16 protein-coding genes are annotated in these 19,090 nt (G+C 54.6%); 9 read left to right on the top strand and 7 right to left on the bottom strand.

Annotation, left to right across the window (positions count from 1 at the left end):
- The first annotated feature begins 27 nt into the window (after window positions 1–27).
- From ACFSX3_RS13805 to ACFSX3_RS13785, 5 genes are all read left to right on the top strand, one after another.
- Entirely contained in the window at window positions 28–1,806 is a 1,779-nt protein-coding gene (locus ACFSX3_RS13805; protein ID WP_339219132.1) for a cache domain-containing sensor histidine kinase, read from the top strand.
- 5 nt (window positions 1,807–1,811) lie between these two features.
- Window positions 1,812–3,404, top strand: a complete 1,593-nt coding sequence (locus ACFSX3_RS13800) for a response regulator transcription factor (protein ID WP_209984713.1) — start codon at window positions 1,812–1,814, stop codon at window positions 3,402–3,404.
- An 87-nt stretch (window positions 3,405–3,491) separates the two neighbouring features.
- Complete coding sequence (locus ACFSX3_RS13795) at window positions 3,492–4,448, top strand: ABC transporter permease (RefSeq protein ID WP_209984716.1); 957 nt, start codon at window positions 3,492–3,494, stop codon at window positions 4,446–4,448.
- A gap of 12 nt (window positions 4,449–4,460) precedes the next feature.
- Window positions 4,461–5,360, top strand: a complete 900-nt coding sequence (locus ACFSX3_RS13790) for a carbohydrate ABC transporter permease (protein ID WP_051478569.1) — start codon at window positions 4,461–4,463, stop codon at window positions 5,358–5,360.
- 78 nt (window positions 5,361–5,438) lie between these two features.
- On the top strand, window positions 5,439–7,193 hold the full coding sequence (locus tag ACFSX3_RS13785; protein WP_209984718.1) for an ABC transporter substrate-binding protein: 1,755 nt from the start codon (window positions 5,439–5,441) through the stop codon (window positions 7,191–7,193).
- 286 nt (window positions 7,194–7,479) lie between these two features.
- Here ACFSX3_RS13785 and ACFSX3_RS13780 read toward each other — a convergent pair whose 3' ends face one another.
- Window positions 7,480–8,685: a helix-turn-helix domain-containing protein gene (locus ACFSX3_RS13780; RefSeq protein WP_209984721.1), complete on the bottom strand. Its 1,206-nt coding sequence runs from the start codon at window positions 8,683–8,685 to the stop codon at window positions 7,480–7,482.
- 173 nt (window positions 8,686–8,858) lie between these two features.
- Between ACFSX3_RS13780 and ACFSX3_RS13775 the strand changes: the two genes are divergently transcribed.
- On the top strand, window positions 8,859–10,205 hold the full coding sequence (locus ACFSX3_RS13775) for an MFS transporter (RefSeq protein ID WP_209984724.1): 1,347 nt from the start codon (window positions 8,859–8,861) through the stop codon (window positions 10,203–10,205).
- 83 nt (window positions 10,206–10,288) lie between these two features.
- Window positions 10,289–11,077, top strand: coding sequence for a nucleotidyltransferase domain-containing protein (locus ACFSX3_RS13770; RefSeq protein ID WP_209984727.1), 789 nt, complete (start codon window positions 10,289–10,291; stop codon window positions 11,075–11,077).
- Window positions 11,078–11,179: 102 nt separating this feature from the next.
- On the opposite strand, the gene ACFSX3_RS13765 is transcribed toward ACFSX3_RS13770, so the two are convergent.
- The 5 genes from ACFSX3_RS13765 to ACFSX3_RS13745 are packed head-to-tail and all read right to left on the bottom strand — an operon-like array spanning window position 11,180 to window position 16,112.
- Window positions 11,180–12,205: a Gfo/Idh/MocA family protein gene (locus ACFSX3_RS13765; protein WP_209984730.1), complete on the bottom strand. Its 1,026-nt coding sequence runs from the start codon at window positions 12,203–12,205 to the stop codon at window positions 11,180–11,182.
- On the bottom strand, window positions 12,202–13,395 hold the full coding sequence (locus ACFSX3_RS13760) for a radical SAM protein (protein ID WP_209984733.1): 1,194 nt from the start codon (window positions 13,393–13,395) through the stop codon (window positions 12,202–12,204). Before ACFSX3_RS13760 ends, ACFSX3_RS13765 begins: the two co-directional genes overlap by 4 nt.
- Window positions 13,395–14,516 (bottom strand): UDP-glucuronosyltransferase, encoded by a 1,122-nt coding sequence (locus tag ACFSX3_RS13755; RefSeq protein WP_209984736.1) that lies wholly within the window; start codon window positions 14,514–14,516, stop codon window positions 13,395–13,397. The genes ACFSX3_RS13760 and ACFSX3_RS13755 overlap by 1 nt, the downstream gene beginning before the upstream one ends.
- A 16-nt stretch (window positions 14,517–14,532) precedes the next feature.
- Complete coding sequence (locus ACFSX3_RS13750; RefSeq protein WP_379255927.1) at window positions 14,533–15,861, bottom strand: hypothetical protein; 1,329 nt, start codon at window positions 15,859–15,861, stop codon at window positions 14,533–14,535.
- Window positions 15,862–15,869: 8 nt separating this feature from the next.
- Complete coding sequence (locus ACFSX3_RS13745) at window positions 15,870–16,112, bottom strand: acyl carrier protein (RefSeq protein ID WP_209984742.1); 243 nt, start codon at window positions 16,110–16,112, stop codon at window positions 15,870–15,872.
- Window positions 16,113–16,268: 156 nt separating this feature from the next.
- On the opposite strand from ACFSX3_RS13745, the gene ACFSX3_RS13740 reads away from it, so the two are divergent.
- Together ACFSX3_RS13740 and ACFSX3_RS13735 are read left to right on the top strand one after the other, a co-directional pair.
- Window positions 16,269–17,189 carry an AraC family transcriptional regulator gene (locus tag ACFSX3_RS13740; RefSeq protein WP_209984745.1) on the top strand — a complete coding sequence of 307 codons (921 nt, stop codon included), beginning with the start codon at window positions 16,269–16,271 and terminating at the stop codon, window positions 17,187–17,189.
- On the top strand, window positions 17,167–18,153 hold the full coding sequence (locus ACFSX3_RS13735; protein WP_209984748.1) for a hypothetical protein: 987 nt from the start codon (window positions 17,167–17,169) through the stop codon (window positions 18,151–18,153). Before ACFSX3_RS13740 ends, ACFSX3_RS13735 begins: the two co-directional genes overlap by 23 nt.
- A gap of 89 nt (window positions 18,154–18,242) precedes the next feature.
- Here ACFSX3_RS13735 and ACFSX3_RS13730 read toward each other — a convergent pair whose 3' ends face one another.
- Window positions 18,243–18,890 (bottom strand): FusB/FusC family EF-G-binding protein, encoded by a 648-nt coding sequence (locus ACFSX3_RS13730; protein WP_209984751.1) that lies wholly within the window; start codon window positions 18,888–18,890, stop codon window positions 18,243–18,245.
- Between the last annotated feature and the right edge of the window lie 200 nt (window positions 18,891–19,090).

Raw genomic sequence — 19,090 nt, 5'->3', positions numbered from 1 at the left:
AATGTGCTAACGGAGGGGATTTCATTCGTGTATACCCGTATCATCACCTTCATGAACAATCTGAAGCTCAGGACCAAGCTCTTCCTCTCCTTCGGCAGTGTTGTCCTGATCCCGGTGCTGATTGTGGGGGTGTTCCTGACCAGTGAACTGCGGAATATGGCGATGAATAATGCGCTGAAGCAGATTACGGCGAATGTCGACCGTGTGAAAAAACGGACCAGTGAGATGCTGAACGTTCCGGTGGATATCGTCTACCGCCTGTCTAATGACAGCCGGCTGGAGGAGGCCGCGAATCACCGGTACGAATCGGTCTATGATGTGGTGCAGGCCTACTGGGATTATCCCGACTTCCGGGATTTCGTCCGCCTCTACAAAGAGGTCTCCAGCATCCGGCTGTATATCGACAACCCGACGGTGCTTAACAACTGGGAGTTCCTCCAGGCTGACGAAGCAGTTACCAGGGAGCCGTGGTACCAGCTCGCCCTCGCCCAGAAGGGGCTGGCGTTCTGGAGTTACATTCCTGACAGCCGGAACGGCCAGTATTATCTCAGCCTGATCCGCAAGGTCGACTTCCTCAAGCAGCGCACAACCGGTGTGCTGGTCGTGAATGTCAATTCGGATCAGCTGAGCAGTATCCTGAAGCAGGAGACCTTCGAGACCTTTATCGTCGATGAGAACGACAATGTTGTCGCCTCCAACCGTGCAGGTACCCTAGGCAAGTCGCTGCAGGAAATCAACCTCAAGCCGCTGTCCACACTTGCCGGGCACGGGCCTGCGGACATCACGATTGAGGGGCAGTCGTTCAAAATGCTAATCGACGACTGGCATCCTGAGGGCAGCCTGAACAGCCTGCGGATCATCTCTATTTTCTCGGTAGAAAGTATTGTAAGTGAGCCGAACCGGATTATTTCCCTGGCTACTTCCGTCATTATCTCCTCCCTATTTCTTGCAATCATCCTAATCTACTACTTCTCCCGCCTGCTCACGGGACGCATGCTGCATCTCAGCAAGCATATCTCCAAGGTTGCCTCCGGCAATCTGGAAGCCCGGCTGGTCATTGACGGTAAAGATGAGATCGGCCAGCTGGCCCGGCAGTTCAATCACATGGTCCGCAATGTCAACGACCTGATGAGCGAAGTGCAGGAGTCCAACCAGCAGAAGAACGCCATCCTGCTGAAGCAGAATGAGATCAAATTCAAAATGATGGCCAGCCAGATCAACCCCCATTTCCTGTTCAATGCGCTGGAGTCGATCCGGATGAAGGCCCATACCCGCGGCCAGACCGATATTGCGCAGGTCGTCCGGCTGCTGGGCAAGATGATGCGCAAAAACTTAGAGGTCGGCGGAGGCAGAATCACCCTGCAAAGTGAGCTGGAGACCGTGAACTGCTATCTGGTCATCCAGAAATTCCGCTATAATGACCGGCTGGCCTACGAGCTGTATGTAGATCCGGCAGCGAATACCGTAAGGATTCCGCCGCTTATTATTCAGCCGCTGGTGGAGAATTGTGTCATTCACGGCCTGGAGAACCGTATGGACGGCGGAATGGTCCGGGTAGACATCCGGGTAGAGGAAGCCCTGCTTAAGGTTCAGGTCTCCGATAACGGAACCGGAATCTCACCGGCCCGGCTCGCAGAGCTGCGGCAGATGCTGGACAACAACGATGACTATGAGACCCACAGTATCGGTATGCGTAACATCCATCTGCGGTTGAAGCTGACCTATGGCCCGGAATACGGCCTGGTTCTGGCCAGCCAGAGCGGATATGGCACACAGATCAGCTTCGCCATCCCTTTTAAGGAGTGATTCCTATGTATAGTGTGTTAATTGTTGATGATGAATTGTCGATCCGCGAAGGACTTGTCACTCTGCTGGATTGGGAGAGCCTGGGCTACCGGGTGGTAGATACAGCGGCCAATGCGGTTGAAGCCCGGCATAAGGCTAAGCTGTATTCCCCCGATCTGATGATTGTCGATATCCGTATGCCCGGAAAGGACGGCCTGGAGCTGATCGGCGAGCTGCGGGAGGATCACGAGGAGCTGCATATTCTCATATTGAGCGGCTATGCCGACTTCAGTTATGCCAAGCGTGCGCTGTCTTACAATATCGATAACTATCTGCTTAAGCCAGTCGATGAGGAGGAATTGCAGCTGTATCTTACCGGCCTGGCCACCGTACTGAATGCGCGGCTGGCACACCGCAAGAATCATGAGGCGGTTAAAGTCTGGAGCCGGGAGATGCTGGTTCAATCCCTGCTGATGGAGAGCAGTCTGCATCCCGCCCCGGCACTGATGGAGTCGGCGCTGGAAGCAGGGCTGCTCTGGGAATCCTACCAGATCGTGCTGATCCGGCTACTGCTGCAGGATCATGCGGACAATGGACCTTCCAGTAGCGTCAAGTCCCGGCTGACGTCCAGCTTCGAGGACAACCGCCGGGGTATCGTCTTCGCGCTCGATTCTTATCTTGGGGTGCTGCTGGAGCCCTCTTACCAGAAGGAGCTGATAAGCAAACGGATGGCTGAGCAGATCCGTGAAGCCGCTGCCGCAGAGGGACTGGAGTGCATCATCACCGCCGGGGATATGGTGGGCAGTCTGAGGGAGCTGCCGGTCTCCCATCAGTCGGCGCTGGCGCGGATGAAGGATCACTTTTTCTATGATGAGCCGGGGATGATCGGCCCCGATTCCCTTAAGCTGAAGCAGGGGCTGCCTGCGAACCCCCAGGATACGGAGAGCAGGCTCGCCCCGGTGATGGACCGGTTGTATTTCGCCCTGGATACCGGCAATCTCCTTGTAATCTCTGCCCTGATCCAGGAAGCAGGAGACCTCATGGCTGCTGCCGGCTCATCCGAGATGGCGGTGAAATCCTACTATGTCCGGGCTGTCACTTCCATGTCTGGCAAGCTCTCCGTTCATTATAAGGAGCTTAGCGCTGCGCACAGCCGGATGGAAGAGCAGATTCAGCAGATCTACAGGCATACCTCCCTCCCCCAGCTCCAGCGTTATATCACAGGTCTGCTGGAGGAATATGCTGGCGGGATTATCCGCGACGATATGGATGTCCTGATGAAGCGGATGGTCGATCTGATCCACCGGCACTATGACGAGAATCTGAAGCTGGAGACGCTGGCCGATGTGTTCACCTATAGCAGTGCCTACCTGGGCAAGCTGTTCAAGAACACTATGGGCTGCTCCTTCAACACTTATCTGGATACGATCCGCATCGAGAAGGCCAAGGAGCTGCTGGACCAGGGCTGCAAAATCCATCAGGCAGCCAGCAGCGTCGGCTTCAGCGATGTCGATTATTTCCGCGAGAAGTTCAAAAAAATCGCAGGCATTTCCCCCTCCGCTTACCGGAGAAAGGAGCCGGAGGATGCTTTTTCAGAAAGCGCTTACGAAAAGGACTGATTTCCCCCTGTTTTTACACTTAAATCTTCGGGTGTTTCCCGGCCTGGCGGCAGATTATGATAAAGCTATATCGAAGGAGGGACATAAATGAAAGCGATTACCACCACGATGAAGCCGGAGCCGAAGAGATCCTCCGCCAGCTTCTGGGGGAAATTCCGGCAGCAGAAATACCTCTATCTGATGGCTGTTCCTTTTGTCCTCTGGGCCTTTGTCTTCAGCTATCTTCCGTTATGGGGGTGGATGATGGCCTTCCAGAAGTATAAGCCGGGCAAATCCTTTTTCGAGCAAAAATGGGTCGGCCTCCAGTACTTCCGGGAGCTGTTCCAGGATGAGCAATTCTTCAACGCCCTGCGCAATACGCTGGCCATGAGTATCATGGGACTGCTGGCAGGCTTTATCATTCCGATTATCTTCGCTATTCTGCTGAATGAGGTACGGCTGCAGGTGCTGAAGCGCTTCGTTCAGACGGTGTCGTATCTGCCGCACTTTGTGTCCTGGGTGGTTGCTGCCGGGATCATTACCAAGATGCTCTCCACGGACAACGGCGCAGTCAATGACCTGCTAATGGGCCTTCATATCATCAGTGAACCGATCCAGTTCATGGCCAAAGGCAATCTGTTCTGGGGCATTGTCACCGCATCGGATGTCTGGAAGGAGACGGGCTGGAACACCATTATCTATCTCGCCGCCATCTCGGGCATCGGGCCGGAGCTGTACGAGGCAGCCAGGGTGGACGGAGCCAGCCGGCTCCAGCAGGTGCGTCATATCACTTTTCCGGGCATCCGGGGGACCATCGTTATCCTGCTAATCATGTCCATCGGCCATCTGATCAGCATCGGGTTCGAGAAGCAGTTCCTGCTCGGCAACAATCTGGTGCGTGACTACTCGCAGACCCTTGACCTGTATGCGCTGAATTACGGGCTGGGGATGGGACGATTCTCCTTCGGGACGGCGATTAATATTTTCAACTCCGTGGTGAGTGTGATTCTGCTCTTTACTGCCAACGGCATCTTCAAAAAAATAACCAAGGAAAGCATCATATAGGAGGCCCTGCTCATGATTAAAAAACTGGCTGCGGCATCCTGGTCGGACCGCATCTTCGATTTGGTTGTTTATCTGGCGATTACGGTGGTAACTGTTGCTACGCTGTACCCTTTTCTGAACGTGCTGGCAATCTCCTTCAATGACTCGACGGACAGCATCAAGGGCGGGATTACGATCTACCCCCGGGTGTTCACCTTCAAGAATTATGAGACGATCTTCGCCTTCTCCGGCCTGATTACCGGGTTCAAAATTTCGGTGCTGCGGACGATTATCGGGACTCTGCTCGGACTGGTCAGTGCGTCCATGCTGGCCTTCACCTTAAGCCGGGTAGACTTCCAGGCCCGTAAGTTCGTCTCCACCTTCCTTGCATTGACGATGTATGTATCGGGAGGTCTGATCCCCTTTTACATTCTGATCAAGGATCTGCATATGATGGGCACCTTCGGCGTGTATGTCCTGCCTGGTCTGGTAAGCGCCTTCAATGTGTTCGTGATCCGCTCCTTCATCGACGGTCTGCCGTACGCCCTGCAGGAATCCGCCAAGCTGGATGGAGCCAATGACTTCACCATTTACTGGCGCGTCATTCTGCCGCTGACCAAGCCTGCGCTGGCGACCATTGCCCTGTTCCTGGCCGTCGGCCAGTGGAATGCGTGGATTGATACCTATCTGTACAACGGCTCGAAGGACTCGCTGACTACCCTGCAGTTCGAGCTGATGAAGGTCATCCAGAGCACCACGACCAACGCGGATAATTTCCGCGGGCGCAATATGACTGAGGTCATGGCCCAGATCTCCCCGGAATCGGTCAAAATGGCGATCACCATTGTCGTCACCGTTCCCATTCTGATTGTCTATCCGTTCCTGCAGCGCTATTTCGTCAAAGGCATGACGCTGGGTTCAGTTAAAAGCTAATCTGCTAAAGCGGTATCATCAGGCTGACGCCTGTGAATACAATATGATTTTCACCAGACAAAGGGAGGGTTTCTATTCATGACAAGAAAGACGGCGAAACCGGTTGTGGCGCTGATGGTACTGACCTTGCTGCTCAGTGTGCTGGCAGGCTGCGGCGGAGGCAATAATAACGGCAACAAGAATACGGCTGAGAATACCGGGGCCAAGGCTACGAACAGCGGCAATGCCACGGCAACAGCTGAAGCTACGGCAGCGGCTGAGGACTTAAGTCCCCTGACACTCTCCTTCTTCGCGGAAGACCCTAATCCGAACTGGAACAATATGAAGGATGAGGTCAGCACCGTCATTACGCAAAAGACCGGCGTCACCCTCGATGCCGAATTCGCTGTCGGTGATCCGCAGCAGAAGATTGCTCTCATTGCAGCTGGCGGGGAATACCCCGACATTATCTCGGCTAAAGGCGACATCGGCAAGCTGGTGGACGCCGGCGCGGTCCTGGATCTGACCGATCTGATCGATAAGCATGCCCCTAACATCAAGCGAGTGCTCGGCGACAATCTCGCCCGGGCCAAGTATACGAACGAAGACCAATCGATCTACGCGATCCCCACCTGGGCAGCGGTGGATGAGAAGAAATTCGTAGCGGGCGGCGGCTTCGAGCTGCAGCACCGGGTCGTGAAGGAAGCCGGATACCCTGAGATTAAGACCGTCAAGGATTATGAGAACGTCATTAAAGCGTACCTGGATAAACACCCTACCGATGAGAACGGCAACAAGAACATCGGCGTCTCCCTGAACGCAGATGACTGGCATATGTACATTTCCGTAACCAACCCTGCGGTAGCCACTACCGGCGGCTCCGATGACGGTGAATATTACGTCGATCAGGAGACTCACGAAGCGATCTACCACTTCCGCCGTCCGGAAGAAAAGGAATATTTCCGCTGGCTGAACCACATGAACGATATCGGCCTGCTTGACAAGGAGAGCTTCGTGCAGAAATACGACCAGTACAAAGCCAAAGTAGCCACTGGACGCGTGCTCGGCCTGATTGACCAGGACTGGGATTACAATGACGCGCAGCAAGCCCTCAAAACAGCCGGCAAATTCGAGCAGACCTACGGACACTATCCGGTCACTCTGACGGATGAATACAAGGAAACCAGCTTCTGGCCTACCGGCTTCATGGGCGGCTACGGCATCTCCATCTCCACCACCAACCCCGATCCGGTGCGGACGATCAAGTTCCTGGATTTCCTGGCTTCTGATGAAGGTCAGATCCTGAACAATTGGGGGATTGAAGGCAAGCACTATAAAGTGGAGAACGGTAAACGCGTAGTTCCGCAGGAAGTTCAGGACCGCATTAATAACGACAACACCGCCTTCACGAAGGAAACGGGCATTGGCTTCTACTGGAACATGATGGTTCATTATGGTGATGGTGCCAAGGATTCCACGGGCAACTACTACACCAAGAACTTCCCTGAGCAACTGGTGCTGGGCTATAGCGATGTTGAGAAAGAGACGCTGGCAGCTTACAAAGCTACTACTTGGAAGGATCTGTTCCCGAAAGAGGAAGAATTCAAGGAAAAAGCGTACGGCGCTGCCTGGAACATTGCTATCCCGGGTGAGGATGAGGTCTCCATCTTGGGCAATAAAATGAAGGATATTACGTGGAAGCGCATCCCGCAGGCGATTCTGGCCAAACCGGCTGAATTCGATAAAATCTGGGATGATTACATGGCCGATCTGGAAAAAGCCGGCGTTAAGAAAATGGAAGCTGGCTATACCAAGTATGTCCAGGACCGTGTGGAGCTGTGGAGCAGCAAATAGAGTTTTATGTAGGGTGAGCTCAAATACACAGATCAACGGAGTAGTCGCCACTGCGGAGATTTTGGACTTCCGGCCGCTGTTGTTTCCAGATTTCTTGATTGTGCCCGCTGTTGGCGGTAGAAATCCGGAAACAAAGGCGGACGCTAACGCTCCTACAGTTCCAAAATCTCCTCCGTCGCTCCTTCCTTTATCTGAAGATTTATAGTTCAAACTAAATTTCAATACAGTAGGAAGAACACCCGTGCGGGAAATCGCACGGGTGTTGTTTGCTGCGCTATAAGGATAGTTAGCTATGCAGCTCGCGGTAAGTTTCGTTGATCATTTCGGTGTATATGGAAGGCGGGTATTCCTTCACCTGATCATAAGCGATTTGGGCCAGCCGCAATGCTTCCTCCTTCATGCCCCGGCGCATACAGATCTGTGCGCGGTAAGCATAAGCTGTCAACAGGTTGGCGCGGTCAAGCGGGTGGTAGACCTGATCCCCCGGCTCTGCCTTTGACAGGCTGATCAGCGCTTCATCGTCCCGGCCGAGATGAACCCAGGCGATGCCGCACATGAGCTGGACGCTGGATGCATACGGTCCATCCTCCTGCGGGTACTGCTCCGCCAGCGCAAGAACCTTGCTGTATTCTCCCTTAGCTACCGCAAGTCTGATCTCACCGATCTCCACCAGCTTCAGCGAATCCTGAGATTCGGTGAATTCTGCGAATGCTCTGGCCTTCTTCATGGCCTGCTCTGCCGCCAAGGTCTCTCCTTCTGTCAGCGCCAGGATGCCGAGCACCCGGTACAGATGATCTGTCATATAGTAGATTCCCTCTTCCCGCGACACCTGAAGCGCTGCTTGTGCAGCTTCACGGCTTCCCGCATAATCTCCCAGGGCAGACAGACTAATACTCTCGGCATAATGAAGATCGATTTCAAAGATAAAATCATTCCCCACCTTATTATCCTCGTACTCCTTGCGGACCCGGCGAATAAGCTCCAGCCCTTCCACGTATCTGCTCTGTGCGAAATTCAGGGCATAGGAAATATACTGTACCTTCGCCCGTTCCACGAATAAGCCGAAGCGTTCATAGATCAGCGCTGCCCGCGCAAGCTCCGCTTCCCCGCCTCCGGCGCCTGTATAGAAAAGGGAGCTTACATAGAACTCCAGCAGACGCGCAGCGTCAATCGTCATCGGAAGCGTACGCTCCGTTAGGGGCTGAAGCCGCTGGATGACCTCGCTGTAATTCTTCGCCTTAAACTCCGCCTCCATCTCCCGGACAAGCGGGGCCAACTCCGCCTCCTCCTCGCCTTCAAGGAAGTAGCCCGGATCAACTCCCAGCCGGCCAGCCAGAACTTGCAGGCTGTTCATTGAGGGCAAGGCCCGGCCATTCTCGATTTGACTCAGCATGCTCTTGGTCATATGGTCTCCGGCGAGGTCCGTCTGTGTAAGCCCCTTAGCCTTGCGCAGTTGTTTGACTTTCTCTCCGATGGTTTGTCTGGTGGTCATCTGCTTGCCAACTTTCCAGGTAGCTTTTCTTTTCAGTATAGCTTACCTATACCCTAAGAGAAAGCTGGAAGTATATTAAAGTTAAATTATATTAAACTTTTTGTTGCGTTTCTGAACTTGTACTCATACAATAAGTTTAATTAAATTTAACTTTTGACCAAGGGAGTGCTAGTATGTCTCAAATAACATCCGCAACCCATGATAAGACAGCGACTAACCGTAACATATTCCTCTTCTTCGGCAGCAAACTGGTCTCTGTTCTCGGCTCCAGTATGTACACCTTCGTAGCCGGTCTGTACATTCTGAACGAGACCGGTTCTGGGAGCAGCTTCGCTGTTACACTGCTGTGCGGTCTTCTGCCCGGCATCCTGATGTCCCCCTTCGCCGGTGTGCTCGCCGACAGAGTTAACCGCCGCAGGCTGCTGATCGGCTCGGATCTGGCGAGTGCCCTGATTATGTCCCTGGCCTTCCTGTTTGTCGCGCTGGAAGGAATGTCTGTATGGCCTATCTATCTGTCACTCATTCTATTATCAATCTGCTCTACCTTTTATAGTATCTCTGTCTCCTCCTCGATGATGATGCTTGTAGACAGCGGCTCCGTCCAGCGGGCCGGATCACTGAATCAGATTGCCGGATCAGCAGGCCACCTGCTGGCTCCGATTATCGCCGGCCTGCTGTATGCCTTTCTCCCGCTACAGGATTTCATGCTGTTGAATGCAGCAGGCTTCACCGTTTCGACTGTGATGGGCTGCATGCTGAGATACAAGCCGATTCCGCGGCTTCGAGCTGCCAGTGAACCCGCCGAAGCCGCAGGTCCCCGGCCGCTCCGCGAACGTCTGGGCACTCCTGTTAACGGGGTCCGCACGAATCTGAAGGAAGGCTTCGCTTATGTGATCCGCCGTCCGGTCCTCCGTTCCCTGATGGGGATTGTGTTCTGGATTAATTTCTTCGTCGTCGCCCTGAATGTTGTGCTGCCCTACGTTGCAATACAGACGCTGGGACTCTCCTCAAGACAATATGGAGTCCTCGAAGCGATGCTGGCGGCAGGCGTACTACTGATGTCGCTGCTGCTTGCTATACTTCCCCAGAGCAAGAGTCCGGTGAAGCCGATCCTCGGAGGCTTAAGCGCGCTGGGAGTGTTATTCCTCGCACTGGCGGTTCCGCTGCTGCTGCATTTCACCCCGAAGGCCACCTTCCTTCTCTTCCTGCCGCTGCTGGTCCTTATCGGCGTCATGATTATGTTCATTAACATTCCGATTCAGGTCTATCTGCAGCAGACCACCGAGGAAGAGTACCGTGGACGCGTATTCGGGCTGGTGGAGGGCATCGCCGGTTCCATCGCTCCGCTCGGAATGCTGCTCTATGGAGTCCTCCTCGACCGGATTCCAGGCTCGCTCATTTTGCTCGTCTCCGGTGCAGCTATTCTGACAGTCACGCTGGCCGGACGGAGAGGCTTGCTCCGCAGCGGTGCCGCTGATCAACAGGTTGCTCAGGGGAAGACAGAGCAGGCGGAAGCCTGAATGTCTGAATTGACCATAGCTGGCAAGCTGTCCAATTGATACGCTTAACGCAGCGGAATTCATTCAAGGAGGCGGAACGTTATATGTACGCACACCACAGGCAGACGCTGGAGAAGCTGGCGGAGAAGCTGGAGCAGGACCCTTCTTGTCTGGCGGCAATCACCAGCGGATCTGTAGCCAAGGGAACCGCCAGCGAGACCTCGGATGTTGATGTTCATTTGGTCTTCACCGATGAAGCCTATGCGGAATATGAGCGAAACGACAGGCTCTCCTACGTGGACCGGGAAGTCAGCACCTATGAAGGCGGATATGCCGATATCAAGGTGATCAACCGCCGGTTTCTGGAGCTTGCCGCCCGGCGCGGCAATGAGCCGACGAGGTATGCTTTTACCCGTGCAGAGGTGCTGTTCTCCAGAATTCCGGAGCTGGATGAGCTGGTGGCCCGGATTCCCGTCTATCCCGAGGAGAACCGCGAGCGTAATTTGCGGGAATTCTGCGCTCAGATCTACCTGTACGGGCTGTATTTCGCCAAGGAAGCGGGCCAAAAAAATGACGCCTACCTGCTCGCTCATACGGCGGGCCAACTGGTGTTTTTTAGCGGGCGGATGATTCTGGCGTATAACCGGCTGCTTTTTCCAAGCCACAAAGGGCTGCTGGATGCAGTCGATACTGCGGAAGCCCAGCCGAAGAATTTCCGTACGCTGGCAACAGAGCTGCTGCAATCGCCCAGTGCACATAAGAGTGTGCGCTTCGCCGCGAAGATGCTGACTTTCTATAATCATGGCTTGTCCTTCGAGCAGGCACTCGGGATCTATGTGCTGAACAACGAGCGTGCCTGGATGGAGCAGCCCATTTCCTTACAGGACCGCTAGTGCAGCGCCAGAATTATATTTATGGATTGGATCAGTAAAGCGGAACTAAATAGTGAAACAGCAAACAGCGACCCCCGCAAAGGGAATCGCTGTTTGCTGTTGCTATAATGAATGCACCTCAGAGACCCGGCGCCGCTGCGCCTCGGCCATGATCCGGGCTTGCAGCTGTACCCGTTCCCAGGTAGCATCAAGGCCCTCGGCCTGTTGCCCGTTCATGATTGCTGCAAAAGCCTCTAATTGCCCCACATAATAGTTCAGCGGAGCGAATTCGCATAGGGTGGTGCGGTTGTCCGGCAGATCATGCCGGATTTTGAGCTTGTAGAACCCCTTGATCGGCCGGAAGAAATCCGGGACCGTCAGCACGGTATGGTCGAAATACAGGGTATGTGAGGCCCGGTATGGCAGCTCAAAGGAAGTGAGACACTCGGCCCTCAGCCCGTTCTTGTATTGCAGCGCTGCCTGAAAGGTCCAATCGCAGCCATCCGGCCCGTCAAAGGCCGACTGCGCCAATATCTCCTCCGGCTGAAGACCGGCAAGGGTCTGCACGAACTGCAGCCAGTAGCAGCCCAGATCGGCAAAAGCGCCTCCGCCCTTCCCCCTGACACTCCGGTAATTGTCGGCATGCCCATTCTTGGCAGGAATGGAGATTCGGGTGCTGATCCTGCGCAGCGCGCCGAATTCGCCCGAATCGACGATGCCCTTCAGCGCCTGCTGCCAGGGGTGACAGGCAACCATCAGACCCTCGGCGAGCTTCGGAGCCGCAGGGTTATTCTTCGCCAGCCTTAACTGCTCCGCTTCTTCAGGATGGAGACAGATCGGCTTTTCCACCAAGACATGCTTGCCCGCATTCAAGGCCCGGATCGCCCACTGCGCATGAAGCTCATTGCTGAGCGCAATATACACTCCATCCAGATCGTCTAGCTCCAGTAGCTCATCCAGGCTACCTGCCACATAGGGAATCTGGTACGCCTCCGCCATGGCCTCCGCTTTCGCCAAGGTACGGTTGGCAATCGCCGTGATCTTCACCTTGTCTACCATCCGTGCCGGCTCCAGCATCGCTGGAACAGCGATACTCGAGGCACCCAGAATGCCGAGCTTATAGGCAGGCTGCTCTCCCCCGCTGCTCATATCTGCGCCAGCGCAGCATAGGTGTTCAAGTACAGCACATTGCATTTGGAGCAGGCCGGGGACAAGCCTTCATCCAGAATCCGCCGCAGCCGGTCGTAACGCGCTGAATTCCATATTTCGGTCAGCGTCAGCTCATTCACATTGCCAATCGCCAGCTCACCAAAAAATTTACATGCACTCACCATGCCGTTCGGGGCAATATCCACACGGGTGCTGAGCGCCAGACATTTGGAGGTACTGCGGGATAGCATCGGCTTCCCGGCCACGAAGTCCTCAATCTCATCAAAGTCCAGCCCCGGCTGATAGCGGATTCGGGTATTGTGCCAGGTGTTGCTGTTGATCCGCCGCAGATCTTCGGTCAGTCTGGTGATATTCTCCGGCTGGATATGGTATTTGAACGCATGCCAGCTGCTCCGGTGATCCGGCGGAAGCTCGGCCAGCCACTGGAAGTGATCATCGTAGAAGCGGTCCATCGCAAGGCTCGTGTCTTCCGAGATATACCAGGGGAAGCAGAGGAGAACCAGATCTACACCCTTGCGCTCAAAAAACTCCACCAGCTCGTACAATCTGCCGATCATATTATCATTTATGACGTTATGAATCGATATCCGGCCACGAAAGCGGCCCTGCTCGCGCAGCTCCAGCAGCCGTTCGACAGTTTGGACCACCTTCTGAAAGGACCCTTTGCCGCGCAGAAAATCATGCTCCTCCTCGAAGCCCTCAATCGGAATCAGCAGCTCCAGATTGTCGGAGATGGCACACAGCTCCTCTTCAAACTTCGGAATCATATAGGCATTGGTGCAGATTGTGGTGTCCCGGGGATGCTCCTTTAACAGCTCCAGAATCTCCTTGGCCTTCCGGTGAAACAGCGGCTCGCCTCCCCATAAATACAGGCGGGACTGCGCTTCATCCGTCTCCTCCAGCAGCCTCTGGATCATTCCCAGATCCATATCCAGATTCTGCTCGGCGGTATCCATATCATGGTGGTAGCCGGATTCATTCCATTGATAGCAATGCTTGCAGCGGAGATTACAACGGTTGGTTAGCTTGAGGGACATAATCTCCGGCATTACGGTCCGGAAGCCCGGATCAAGCTTGCGTTCTCTATGCGGGACCACGACATTTCGGATTGTACGCTTCAAAGCTTCAAAGGACTTGGCATCCAGGCTCACTCTACTGGTAGGTTGCATTAGCTTCTCCCTCCTGCTGCGGATAATTGTTCGGCATAGCTTGCCGCATAGTCCGGGTATTGGCCTCTGGCGGCTCTGAGGTTATCCGCCAGCTTGCGCAGTTCATCATAATCATATCCTGACGCGGCCCACTGCCCGTAAGTGATGCCGTAACCAAGCCCGACCCACAGGTCACTGTTGATCTTCTCGTGCGGGCCGAAGGGATCGAGCAGCACCAGCGGTGTACCCGAAGCCAGAGAATCAATCAAAGCGCCGCCGCCCGGCTTGCTGATGACTGCGGACGCCTGCCGGATGACTCCGTACATCCCCTCCCCGTAGCTCTGGCAGGGCGGGAAATGCCCAGTCCGGTTACCGGTTACCTCTGCAAACGGCGGGAAGGTATACTGCCCGCTGCCATCCTTCGTCCAGGTGCGCCACTGCGGATCATTCATATAATAACGTCTTCCATGGATAGCCCCGCCAATCTCCTGAATGCTGTAAGCGGCGATATCCAGCTCGTATCCCGCCGACTCCAGCCCGTCAAACTTCTCGCGGAAGGTTCCGATTCCCCAGCCTCCCCCATGGACGACCAGCCGTCCGTTCCGGGCCGCAGCAGGCAGTGCTTCCGCAGGTCCGGCATCGATGCTGCACAGAATCTCCTGCTTCCCGGAATCATACAGACTTACTTCATGGTAGCCTTCCGCGTAACCCGGATTCAGTTTGCGGAGATTCTTCCACGATGGCGACAGGTCGGCGTCGATATACAGCAGGTCAGCATACACGCTCATTCCCGCCATCTCACGATACCGGTCCATGACATGCACCCAGTGCCCGGACAAGACGATGAAGTGCTGCCGCTCCTCCTGCTTCCACTGCTCCAGCAAATGTTCAACGGCTGCAGGGTCAAGGCTGCTTCTTATATCGGATGGTATTTTCTGTGAGGTCAGGGCGACAGCAAAGCTCTGCTGGTATGCCCTGCGGCTGTTGTCTGTCTGCTCCTTTTTGTGGTCAGGCATTAAGGCCTCAAACACCTCAACCTCTGCCTGAAGGCCCATCGCTGTGAACTTCCGTTCCAGCAGCAGACCGGGGACATAGAAGCCCAGGCCAAAGCCTGAGCATAGAATCGTCACGGTGTTATTCATTGGAGGGCTCCTTTCTTTATCGCAGGATAGTATAGCCTGTGCGCATGAGAGACTCGTCCAGCGTACGGATGAGGCTCTGCTTGCTGTCTTCACTTCGGTAAGTCAAGGCCGCATACAGCTTGCCCTTCGTGGAACCGGCAGTACGGGCGGGGTCCAGCGGCTGGAGCGCGCTTGAAGTCAAGGGCATCACACCTTCACCCGCACCCAGCTTGAATAAAATCCCCGTCTCCTCCATCCGCTCCAGCAGCTCCTCATAATGAACTTTGCCCTTAGCCGCCAGCGGCACCTGTATCAGGCAGGTGTGCATACCCTCTTGCTTGAACCGGCGGTCCACATGATGCTTAATCAGACTCATCGACTTGCGGGCATTGATCTCTACCAGAGGCGCCAGGCTTCCGTCACGCAGCTGCATCGAATCGACACATACCTCACCATAATATCCGTCAGAGTACAGCTCCCGCCCTATGCTGTGCATAGTCTCCCAGTAGCCTTCCTTATCCAGCTTGTCCAGCAGAGACGGCTGCGGGGAGTGGGATTCGCCGAAGGCGAAGCCCTGGTTCACCAGCTGCTGAACGGACAACAGGGTGATCCGGCCTTCCGGATCAATCTGAAACTGGCAGGAGAAGTCTGTCTCCCGGTCCAGCAGGGGCTCAAGGACAAACCGGATTCTTTTGCCCTGATTGCGGCTTGACTCCAGATGCCCGGCCATCCGGCGCAGCATACGCTCCGAATCCACCAGCTGATTTCCTTTACCGGATACCCCATACTCGTCCTTGATCAGAAAAGCTCCCTTCTCCAGCAGTGCTTGTCCCGATTGCAGCAACTCCTCCATACTGTTGACCACTAACGCAATATTCGGCAGCCCCAGCCGGTCCCGCATCGCTGTAGAATAGCTCTTGGTATTCACTGCCCGTACAATCTCTTCATCCGGCAATGTGGGCAAAAGCTTGTACCGGCTTACCGCCTCCTGCGTCCCGGGAAGCACAGCAAAGGGCTCCAGCAGCGATCCTTCCGGTATTAAGCGGCCCGGTTCCTGCCCGGCGTCCATCCGGCCCAGCAGTTCAAATACATTCAGCGTCTCCTGTGGGGGAACGGGCTCCTTTGCCTCAAGACTGAGCGGCTCCATATTGGTGCTGAATGAATAACCGAGCGATTGCAGATAGTCATATTGTGCCCGGTTCATCCCCTGGCGGGTTAAGAGAACATCGCCGCTCCCGCAAAAGACAAACAGCATTTCATCCATCGCCTGCACGATAGCCAGCGCCTTCGCATCGGGAATGGCCGGCAAGGAGGCCAGATCCTCCTCCCGCCAGTACCGCTCCGACTCCAGGCTGCCGCAGTGCACAGCGTTCCTCATTGTACGGCAAGCCCGGCCACGTAAGCAGAGAACCGGTCAACCGATTTCAGGTGCTCCAGATCAAAGGTGTCGAAATCTACCTCTATATTGAATTCATCCTCGACTCTCAGAATAAAATTAATGATCTGCAGGGAGTCAAGCGCCGCGTCCAGCGTCAGGTCAGAAGCTCCGTTCAGCGTCTGAAGCAAACCAGGCTCCTCCTTGATTTCAGCGATAATCTCAATCACTTTTTGTTGCATTGTGTCTACCCCTTTCAGGTTGCATAATTGGAATGAATATCATGAATATACCAAATTTTAAGTTGTTAATATATGGTTGAATGCGCCAAAATATTGAGATATACTAGGATGGATTCCAGTTGCCAACATAAGGAAGCAGGAAACGGAGGTTTGTTTATGGAAGCTTTTCCGGTATTTACGGGGGACTATTTATTCGACTCCTGTTCCCCCGTACAAATGCTCCTGACTCAAAATACGGTCACTTCCGTACGTCATCAGCACGACTTCGTAGAACTGGCCTACGTGGTTCAAGGGACAGGCATTCATCTGGTTGGTGAGGATAAAATGCAGGTGACGCAGGGGGATGTGCTAGTGATTCCGCCGGGGGTGTCCCATGTCTTTCATCCGCAGGATATGAGCGGTACCGAGCCGCTGCTGATCCTGAATTGTATGCTCAGGCCCGGGCTTGACAGGTTGCTCAGAGAACTGCCGGAGCCCTTGCCCGAAGAGGTCCGCTTGCCGCTGCTGAAGCTTCTGGAGGTGCGGCAATGGTTCGGATACAGGGAGAAGAACAAGGAAATTCTCTTCCTGCTCGGGCGGTTGCAGGGGATGCTGAACTCTGGCCTGCTCATGAATGAGCAGCAGCTATACCCGCCGCTGCTGGAGCTGGCGAAGCTCATTATGCCCGCAGCAGACATCCCCTTCGCCGAACGCCCGGGGCCTCAGTATGACCCGCTGCATGATGTCATCTTATATATGATCAGTAACTATAGTGAGCGGATCACGCTGAATGAGATGAGCTGCCACCTTGCGATAAGCTCCCGCCAGTTCCAGCGGCTGCTCAAGAATAAGACCGGCAAATCCTACATCCAGATCTTCCAGGAAATCCGGATGAAATACAGCTGCCTCCTGCTCCTGTTCACGAAGCTTGGCGTGCAGTCCGTCGCCCTCGAGGTCGGCATTTATGACATGAAATATTTCTACCGGCTCTTCCGCGAATTCAGCGGCATGACTCCCGCTTCTTATCGTGACCAGCTGCACAGCCACTTCAGCTCGGCGAAGGAGATGATGAGCAGTGTTGAACATTGCTCCTGTTAAGAGTACCCACTACCCTAAGCTGCGCAGCTGCATTGATGACTGCATCCAGTCTGTAGCGCAGTGGCAGGGACTGGACAGCAAAGGCATGTACGGCGATGCCTGGCAGATGTTCCTGGATGAGCCGCAAGCCCCGGACCAGCCGCTGATTGAGCGGATACGGCTGCCCCGGATCAACACCGGCTACCTGTCTGCGTATCATGGCCTTACCTTCAGTTATATAGAACGGACTGAACCGGCAATGGATAGAAACTATATGACTGGCTTGCTGGAGAATCAGCTGTCCTCAGGCATGCCGGTTCTGGTCGGCTTCGATTCCTATGACTGTCCCTGGTGTGTAGCCTACCGCAGACTGCATACGAGCCATGCCTGTCTTGCCGTAGGTCTGGACTGGGAGAAGAACCTGATCTATCTGACGGATGCTTACTATGAAAAGGAACTTGAGGTGGTGGATTTCAGCATCCTTGAAGGGGCTTGTCATTTCTACGCCTTATTCGGGCGGTGCGAAACCTCCCGTTCCTTCATAGACTGGCAGACCATCCTTCAAGAGGTGCTTACCAGCCCTGCCCAACAGATTCGGCCGGATCAGGTGGGCGTCCAGCTCAGAGCGTATGCCCAGGCCTATCTGGAGACCGGGATACAGCCTGATAACACAGCCGAAGCCAGTTCAGCCTTCAAAATCTATGCCAACGCCCTGCCGATCAGCCGAATCCGGTTCAGCCAGTTCCTGCAGCTGCTGGAACGCGAAGGCCCGGCGCCTGCTCTCTCCCGGGCGGCTGAAGGCTACCGTCAGGCAGGCGAAAAGTGGGATCTGGTGAATCAGTTCATGATTAAGGGGATGTGCTCAGGCAACAAGCCCGCCGCACGGGTGAAGCTTCACAGGAATATGAGTGAGATCATCCGCCTGGAGGAGCAGCTTCTGGAGGAGCTGGTAGATTTGACGATGACGGCTCTGCCTCGCAGATAGATCCTCTACCCTACGACACAAATAGAGCAGCGGCCCCCCAACCGGGAACCGCTGCTCTTCTTTTTCAACCTAACTATCCTGTTATTCTGCTACTTGCGCACCGAGAGGACGAACCGCTCCAGCGCGCTTATATCCGTAATGCTCTGATTGCAGCCCTGACTATCCATACATACGTACTGGCCCACGAACGCAAAATTATCTGCCGCCGCAATCTCCGGCTTGGTCTTGACGGTCAGGAAGGCAAGCTCCTGCTGCCGGTTGCAGAACAGGCAGTAGCCCTTCTTGTGCTCCGGCAGCATCCGGCCTTCCACACCAATGAACTGCCCTTCATGCGGATAGACGATGAACAGCTTGTTCGTTGCGATATCTGCCCAGGCCAGATACGTGACATAGCGGAAATCAAACGACTGCAGGTCAGGCAGCTTCATCTTTTTATTCTTGGGAAACAGCTTCTGAATCTGCTTGAGCGTAATCGGCGGAAACGGCTCCAGATAAGGCTCCAGCCCGCTGGTATACTGCTGGAAGTCCTCTGCCTTCTCGAAGGCGGAGATTGCCCGCAGCATCTGCTCCTGACCCTCGGTCAGTGAAGCGAAGGCCCCCGTCACGTTGAGCTCGGCGCTGTATCTTACGGTCTCCAGGACACGGCGGTCCGCTACCGAACGCAATGTTTTCAGCACAAAATCTGCTTGTTTCTTAATATAATTATATTGATGGTTTCTAATAAATGTTGGTTTCACAGCTCTTCAGCCCCTTATTATGATTGATTAAAGCAATAAGGTGCAGAGCCTGCGATTAGAAACGATAATATCTGTTTGGGCGATCAAGATTGTCCTGCCGCACCCCACGCAAAGTATCGCCCCGGATCAGGCTCTGCATGAGGACTCCCTAGCTAATGAGCAATTCGTTGCCATCCGTGTAACCCCCTATCATCTAACCT

Source organism: Paenibacillus rhizoplanae, from assembly GCF_042684125.1.
Taxonomy (GTDB): Bacteria; Bacillota; Bacilli; order Paenibacillales; family Paenibacillaceae; genus Paenibacillus_AQ; species Paenibacillus_AQ rhizoplanae.
Note: the sequence above shows the minus strand (reverse complement) of the source record. Positions and strands in the feature narration are given on the sequence as shown.

Coding starts and splice junctions, on each gene's coding strand:
- ACFSX3_RS13790 (WP_051478569.1), top strand. CDS start 4,461: ATGATTAAAAAACTGGCTGCGGCATCCTGGTCGGACCGCATCTTCGAT.
- ACFSX3_RS13785 (WP_209984718.1), top strand. CDS start 5,439: ATGACAAGAAAGACGGCGAAACCGGTTGTGGCGCTGATGGTACTGACC.
- ACFSX3_RS13795 (WP_209984716.1), top strand. CDS start 3,492: ATGAAAGCGATTACCACCACGATGAAGCCGGAGCCGAAGAGATCCTCC.
- ACFSX3_RS13775 (WP_209984724.1), top strand. CDS start 8,859: ATGTCTCAAATAACATCCGCAACCCATGATAAGACAGCGACTAACCGT.
- ACFSX3_RS13745 (WP_209984742.1), bottom strand. CDS start 16,112: ATGCAACAAAAAGTGATTGAGATTATCGCTGAAATCAAGGAGGAGCCT.
- ACFSX3_RS13770 (WP_209984727.1), top strand. CDS start 10,289: ATGTACGCACACCACAGGCAGACGCTGGAGAAGCTGGCGGAGAAGCTG.
- ACFSX3_RS13755 (WP_209984736.1), bottom strand. CDS start 14,516: ATGAATAACACCGTGACGATTCTATGCTCAGGCTTTGGCCTGGGCTTC.
- ACFSX3_RS13740 (WP_209984745.1), top strand. CDS start 16,269: ATGGAAGCTTTTCCGGTATTTACGGGGGACTATTTATTCGACTCCTGT.
- ACFSX3_RS13760 (WP_209984733.1), bottom strand. CDS start 13,395: ATGCAACCTACCAGTAGAGTGAGCCTGGATGCCAAGTCCTTTGAAGCT.
- ACFSX3_RS13765 (WP_209984730.1), bottom strand. CDS start 12,205: ATGAGCAGCGGGGGAGAGCAGCCTGCCTATAAGCTCGGCATTCTGGGT.
- ACFSX3_RS13780 (WP_209984721.1), bottom strand. CDS start 8,685: ATGACCACCAGACAAACCATCGGAGAGAAAGTCAAACAACTGCGCAAG.
- ACFSX3_RS13800 (WP_209984713.1), top strand. CDS start 1,812: ATGTATAGTGTGTTAATTGTTGATGATGAATTGTCGATCCGCGAAGGA.